Source organism: Kineococcus siccus (assembly GCF_009906795.1).
Taxonomy (GTDB): Bacteria; Actinomycetota; Actinomycetes; order Actinomycetales; family Kineococcaceae; genus Kineococcus; species Kineococcus siccus.
Map to the genome: position 1 here is coordinate 1 of NZ_JAAALN010000263.1, position 5,232 is coordinate 5,232.

Below are 5,232 nucleotides of genomic sequence, written 5' to 3' on the forward strand. Positions count from 1 at the left end.
CTTCCTGCCGCGCGACGAGGACGAGGAGGCACCCCCGCGCACGGTGGCCGCCGTCATGACGCCCGAGCCGCTGACCGTGGACGTGGGCGCGGACCTCGCCGACGCCACCCGGCTGCTGCTGTCGCGGCGGATCAAGGCGCTGCCCGTCCTCGACCAGCACCGCCTGGTGGGGGTCCTGGCCCGCCGGGACGTGCTCCGCACGCTCGCGCACTCCGACGAGGACGTCCGCGACGCGGTGCTGGCCCGCCTGCACGAGCAGGACCCGGCCCAGCGGTGGGAGGTCGACGTCGTCGACGGGGTGGTGACGCTGGACGGTCCGCTGCACGGGGCCGCTCAGCGCCTGGCCGCCGTGGTCGCCCGGACGGTGGCGGGCGTCGTGCGGGTGCGCACGGCCGACGGCGAGGTGGCGGCCCGGTGAACGTCCCCGTGGGTCTCGCGGCGCTCCTGGAGGAGCTGGAGCAGCAGGAGCGCGAGCTGGTCTTCGGCTCCTTCGACAACCTCACGGCCTGGCGGCTCGGGACGGCCCTGGCCGAGCGGGCGCTGGCCGACGAGCTGCCCCTCGCGGTCGCGGTGCGCCGCGGCCCCCAGCGGCTGTTCCACGTCGGGCTGCCCGGGTCCTCGGCCGACAACGACGGCTGGCTGGACCGCAAGATGGCGGTCGTGGACCGCTTCGGGCACTCCTCCTACCTGGTGGGCACCCGGTTCCAGGTCGGCGGCGGGGACTTCGACACCGACGCGCGCCTGGACACCCGCCTCTTCGCCGCGCACGGCGGGGCCTTCCCCGTCCTCGTGCGGGGCGTCGGGTGCGTCGGGTCCGTCGCCGTCTCGGGCCTGCCGCAGGAGGTCGACCACGCCGTCGTGGTGGGCGTCCTGCGCGAGTTCCTGGCCGCCGGCGGCTGACGCCGCCGGGGTCCGGAGCGCCCGGACCGGCGAGGACCGGACGTGGAGGCGCCCGCCGCAGCGGTCGTTCGCTGGGGCGGGCGCCGGCACGCGGGGGGAGCCGCTCGGAGCCGGAGGCTCAGAACTCCCAGTCCTCGTCCTCGGTCTGGACGGCCTTGCCGATGACGTAGCTGGACCCGGAGCCGGAGAAGAAGTCGTGGTTCTCGTCGGCGTTGGGCGACAGCGCGGAGAGGATCGCCGGGTTGACGTCGGTCACGTCGCTCGGGAACAGCCCCTCGTAGCCGAGGTTCATCATCGCCTTGTTGGCGTTGTAGTGCAGGAACTTCCGCACGTCCTCGGTGAGCCCGACGCCGTCGTACAGGTCGGCGGTGTACTCCATCTCGTTCTCGTACATCTCGTACAGGAGCGTGAAGGCGTAGTCCTTGATCTCGTCGCGCTTGGCCTGGTCGACGCGCTCGAGCCCGCGCTGGAACTTGTAGCCGATGTAGTACCCGTGGACGGCCTCGTCGCGGATGATCAGGCGCACGAGGTCGGCGGTGTTCGTCAGCTGCGCCCGGCTGGAGAAGTGCATCGGCAGGTAGAACCCGGAGTAGAAGAGGAACGACTCCAGCAGGGTGGAGGCGACCTTCCGCTTCAGCGGGTCGTCACCGTGGTAGTACTCCAGCACGATGGAGGCCTTGCGCTGCAGCGCCTCGTTCTGCTCGGACCAGCTGAAGGCCTCGTCGATCTCGCGCGTCGAGGCGAGCGTGGAGAAGATCGAGGAGTAGCTGCGGGCGTGCACCGACTCCATGAACGCGATGTTCGTGTAGACGGCCTCCTCGTGCGGGGTGAGCGCGTCGGGGATGAGCGAGACCGCGCCCACCGTGCCCTGGATCGTGTCCAGCAGCGTCAGGCCGGTGAACACCCGCATCGTCAGCTGGCGCTCGGCCGGGGTCAGCCGGCCCCACGACTGGACGTCGTTGGACAGCGGCACCTTCTCCGGGAGCCAGAAGTTGCTCGTCAGGCGGTTCCAGACCTCGAGGTCCTTGTCGTCCGTGACGCGGTTCCAGTTGATGGCGTTGACGCGGTCGATGAGCTTGAGCTTCTCCACGATGTCCTCGTTCGTCTCTCGGGCGTCCGGGTCGGCCGGGCGTGCCGTGGGGTGGGTGCGGGCCGGGGTCTAGAGCATGCAGCTGACGCAGCCCTGGACCTCGGTGCCCTCGAGCGCCATCTGCCGGATCCGGACGTAGTAGATCGTCTTGATCCCCTTGCGCCACGCCGAGATCTGCGCGCGGTTGATGTCGCGCGTCGTGGCCGTGTCCTTGAAGAACAGGGTCAGCGACAGGCCCTGGTCGACGTGACGGGTGGCCGCGGCGTAGGTGTCGATGATCTTGTCGGGCCCGATCTCGTAGGCGTCGGCGTAGTACTCCAGGTTGTCGTTCGTCATGAACGGCGCCGGGTAGTACACGCGGCCGAGCTTGCCCTCCTTGCGGATCTCGATCTTGGAGGCGATCGGGTGGATCGAGGACGTCGAGTTGTTGATGTAGCTGATCGATCCCGTCGGCGGCACGGCCTGCAGGTTCTGGTTGAAGATCCCGTGCTCGACGACCGAGGCGCGCAGCCGGCGCCAGTCCTCCTGGTCGGGGACGGCGATGCCGGCGTTCGCGAACAGCTCCGCGACGCGCTCGGTCTTCGGCGCCCACACCGCGTCGGTGTACTGGTCGAAGAAGCGCCCCGAGGCGTACGTCGAGTGCTCGAAGCCCTCGAACCGCTCCCCCGTCTCGATCGCGAGCAGGTTCGAGGCCCGCAGCGCGTGGTAGAGCACGGTGTAGAAGTAGATGTCGGTGAAGTCGATGCCCTCGGCGCTGCCGTAGTGCACGCGCTCGCGCGCCAGGTACCCGTGCAGGTTCATCTGACCGAGGCCGATGGCGTGCGAGCGGGCGTTGCCGTGGGCGATGGAGGGGACCGAGCGGATGTCGCTGGCCACCGACACCGCGGTCAGGGCGCGCACCGCCGTCTCGACCGTGTGCCCCAGGTCCCCGCCGTCCATCGCCAGCGCGATGTTGAGCGACCCGAGGTTGCAGGAGATGTCCTTGCCGACCTCGGCGTAGCTCAGGTCCTCGGCCAGCGTGCTGGGCGTGTTGACCTGCAGGATCTCCGAGCAGAGGTTCGACATGTTGATCCGGCCCGCGATCGGGTTGGCCCGGTTCACCGTGTCCTCGAACACCACGTACGGGTAGCCGGACTCGAACTGCAGCTCGGCGAGGGTCTGGAAGAACTCCCGCGCGTTGATCTGCGTCTTCCGGATGCGGTCGTCGGCGACCATCTCGCGGTACTTCTCGCTCACCGCGACGTCGCCGTAGGGCACGCCGTAGACGCGCTCGACGTCGTAGGGGGAGAACAGGTGCATGGGCTCGTTGTTCTTGGCGAGCTCGAAGGTGATGTCCGGGACCACGACGCCCAGGCTGAGCGTCTTGATCCGGATCTTCTCGTCCGCGTTCTCCCGCTTGGTGTCGAGGAAGCGCAGGATGTCCGGGTGGTGCGCCGAGAGGTACACCGCCCCGGCGCCTTGGCGCGCGCCGAGCTGGTTGGCGTAGGAGAAGGAGTCCTCCAGGAGCTTCATCACGGGGATGACGCCCGAGGACTGGTTCTCGATGCGCTTGATCGGGGCGCCGTACTCGCGGATGTTGCTCAGGAGCAGCGCCACGCCGCCGCCGCGCTTGGACAGCTGCAGCGCCGAGTTGATGCTGCGGCCGATGGACTCCATGTCGTCCTCGATGCGCAGCAGGAAGCACGACACGAGCTCGCCGCGCGACGCCTTGCCGGCGTTGAGGAACGTCGGCGTGGCGGGCTGGAAGCGGCCGGCGACCATCTCGTCGACGATGCCCGTCGCCAGCGCCTCGTCGCCCGTGGCGAGCGTGAGCGCGGTCATGACGACGCGGTCCTCGAAGCGCTCGAGGTACTCGGTCCCGTCGAAGGACTTCAGCGCGTAGCTCGTGTAGTACTTGAAGGCGCCCAGGAAGGTCGGGAAGCGGAAGCCCGCGGCGTGCGCCCGGTCGGTCAGGTCGCGCACGAACTCGTAGCGGTAGCGGTCCAGCACCTCGCGCTCGTAGTACCCGTTGTCGACCAGGTGGTCGAGGCGCTCGCGCAGGTCGGAGAACCGCCGCGTGCGGGGGTTCACGTGCTGCAGGAAGTACTGGCGCGCGGCCTCGCGGTCGGCGTCGAGCTGGATGCGGCCCTCGGCGTCGTAGAGGTTGAGCATCGCGTTGAGCGTGTGGTAGCTCGGAGCGGCCGGGACCGGGACCGTCTCGGGTGCCGCACCCGCGGTGGTGGGGTCGGAAGTCAGGGTCACAGGGAGTCCAATCCATCGCGGACGCGACGCACGTCGTCGGGGGTCCCGAAGAGCTCGAAGCGGTAGAGGTGGGGAACACCGCACTTGGCGGCGACGATGTCGCCCGCCGCGGCGAAGTGCTCCCCGAAGTTGGTGTTGCCGGCGCCGACGACGCCGCGGATGAGCGCGCGGTTGCCGGGGTCGTTGAGGAAGCGGATGACCTGCTTGGGGACGGCTCCGCTGCCGTCGTTCCCGCTGTACGTCGGGACGATCAGCACGTAGGGCTCGGAGACGCTCAGGTGCGCGTCGCGACCGCGCAGCGGGATCCGCTGCGCGGGGACCCCGAGCTTCTCCACGAAGCGCTGCGTGTTGCCGGAGACGCTCGAGAAGTAGACGACGTCCACGGCACTCACGCCGCGGGCGTCAGACCGGGAGGCTGGCGACGCGCTCCGCGAGGGCGGAGACGCGGTCGGGGCGGAAGCCCGACCAGTGCTCGTCACCCGCGACGACGACCGGGGCCTGCACGTAGCCGAGGCCCTGCACCAGCGCGAGCGCCTGCGCGTCCACCGTGACGTCGACGACCTCGTAGGGGAGGCCCTTCTTGTCCAGGGCGCGGTAGGTGGCCTTGCACTGGACGCACGAGGGAGTGCTGTAGACGGTGATGCTCATGGGATCTTCCTTCCCCCGGGTCCGGCGGCCCGCGGCCTGACTGGTGCTGTGCCTGCTGCTGTCCCCACTGGTCTGGGTGGGTGGTTGAGACACTACCCCTAGGGGCCGTCAGCGCGCACCACCACAAGATGGTGTGTCACAGGGGTGTGATTCACCCGGGCGGTGCCCGCGGTCCGCGGGCGTCCGCGGCAGGCCGTTGACCTGCGGTTCTGCCGTCGGGAGACCACGGTGCAGCCACTCTCAGTGATGACTGGACAGCACGGCGTGTCGGGCCGGACCGGCGTGTCGTGGCCGGGACGCGCCGCCGGGCCTCCCGGGAGGCGGGCGGGCCGCCGCGGTCGCCTCAGGTGCGC

At 69.9% G+C, this 5,232-nt stretch carries 6 protein-coding genes; 2 read left to right on the plus strand and 4 right to left on the minus strand.

Annotated elements, in window-relative coordinates; translation table 11 throughout:
* Both GTR02_RS19615 and GTR02_RS19620 read left to right on the plus strand, forming a co-directional pair.
* Positions 1–418, plus strand: a 418-nt coding sequence (locus GTR02_RS19615) for a CBS domain-containing protein (RefSeq protein ID WP_166609166.1), incomplete at its 5' end; no start/stop codon positions are given.
* Positions 415–900: a heme-degrading domain-containing protein gene (locus tag GTR02_RS19620; protein WP_338073941.1), complete on the plus strand. Its 486-nt coding sequence runs from the start codon at positions 415–417 to the stop codon at positions 898–900. The genes GTR02_RS19615 and GTR02_RS19620, both read left to right, overlap by 4 nt.
* Before the next feature lie 118 nt (positions 901–1,018).
* Here GTR02_RS19620 and nrdF read toward each other — a convergent pair whose 3' ends face one another.
* From nrdF to nrdH, 4 genes are all read right to left on the minus strand, one after another.
* Positions 1,019–1,993: a class 1b ribonucleoside-diphosphate reductase subunit beta gene (nrdF, locus tag GTR02_RS19625; protein WP_166609171.1), complete on the minus strand. Its 975-nt coding sequence runs from the start codon at positions 1,991–1,993 to the stop codon at positions 1,019–1,021.
* Between the two features lie 66 nt (positions 1,994–2,059).
* The gene (nrdE, locus tag GTR02_RS19630; RefSeq protein WP_166609167.1) at positions 2,060–4,231 is read right to left on the minus strand and encodes a class 1b ribonucleoside-diphosphate reductase subunit alpha; all 2,172 of its coding nucleotides are present in this window, start codon (positions 4,229–4,231) and stop codon (positions 2,060–2,062) included.
* Complete coding sequence (gene nrdI / locus GTR02_RS19635; RefSeq protein WP_166609168.1) at positions 4,228–4,623, minus strand: class Ib ribonucleoside-diphosphate reductase assembly flavoprotein NrdI; 396 nt, start codon at positions 4,621–4,623, stop codon at positions 4,228–4,230. The genes nrdE and nrdI overlap by 4 nt, the downstream gene beginning before the upstream one ends.
* A gap of 10 nt (positions 4,624–4,633) precedes the next feature.
* Positions 4,634–4,879: a glutaredoxin-like protein NrdH gene (gene nrdH / locus GTR02_RS19640; RefSeq protein WP_166609169.1), complete on the minus strand. Its 246-nt coding sequence runs from the start codon at positions 4,877–4,879 to the stop codon at positions 4,634–4,636.
* Positions 4,880–5,232 lie beyond the last annotated feature (353 nt).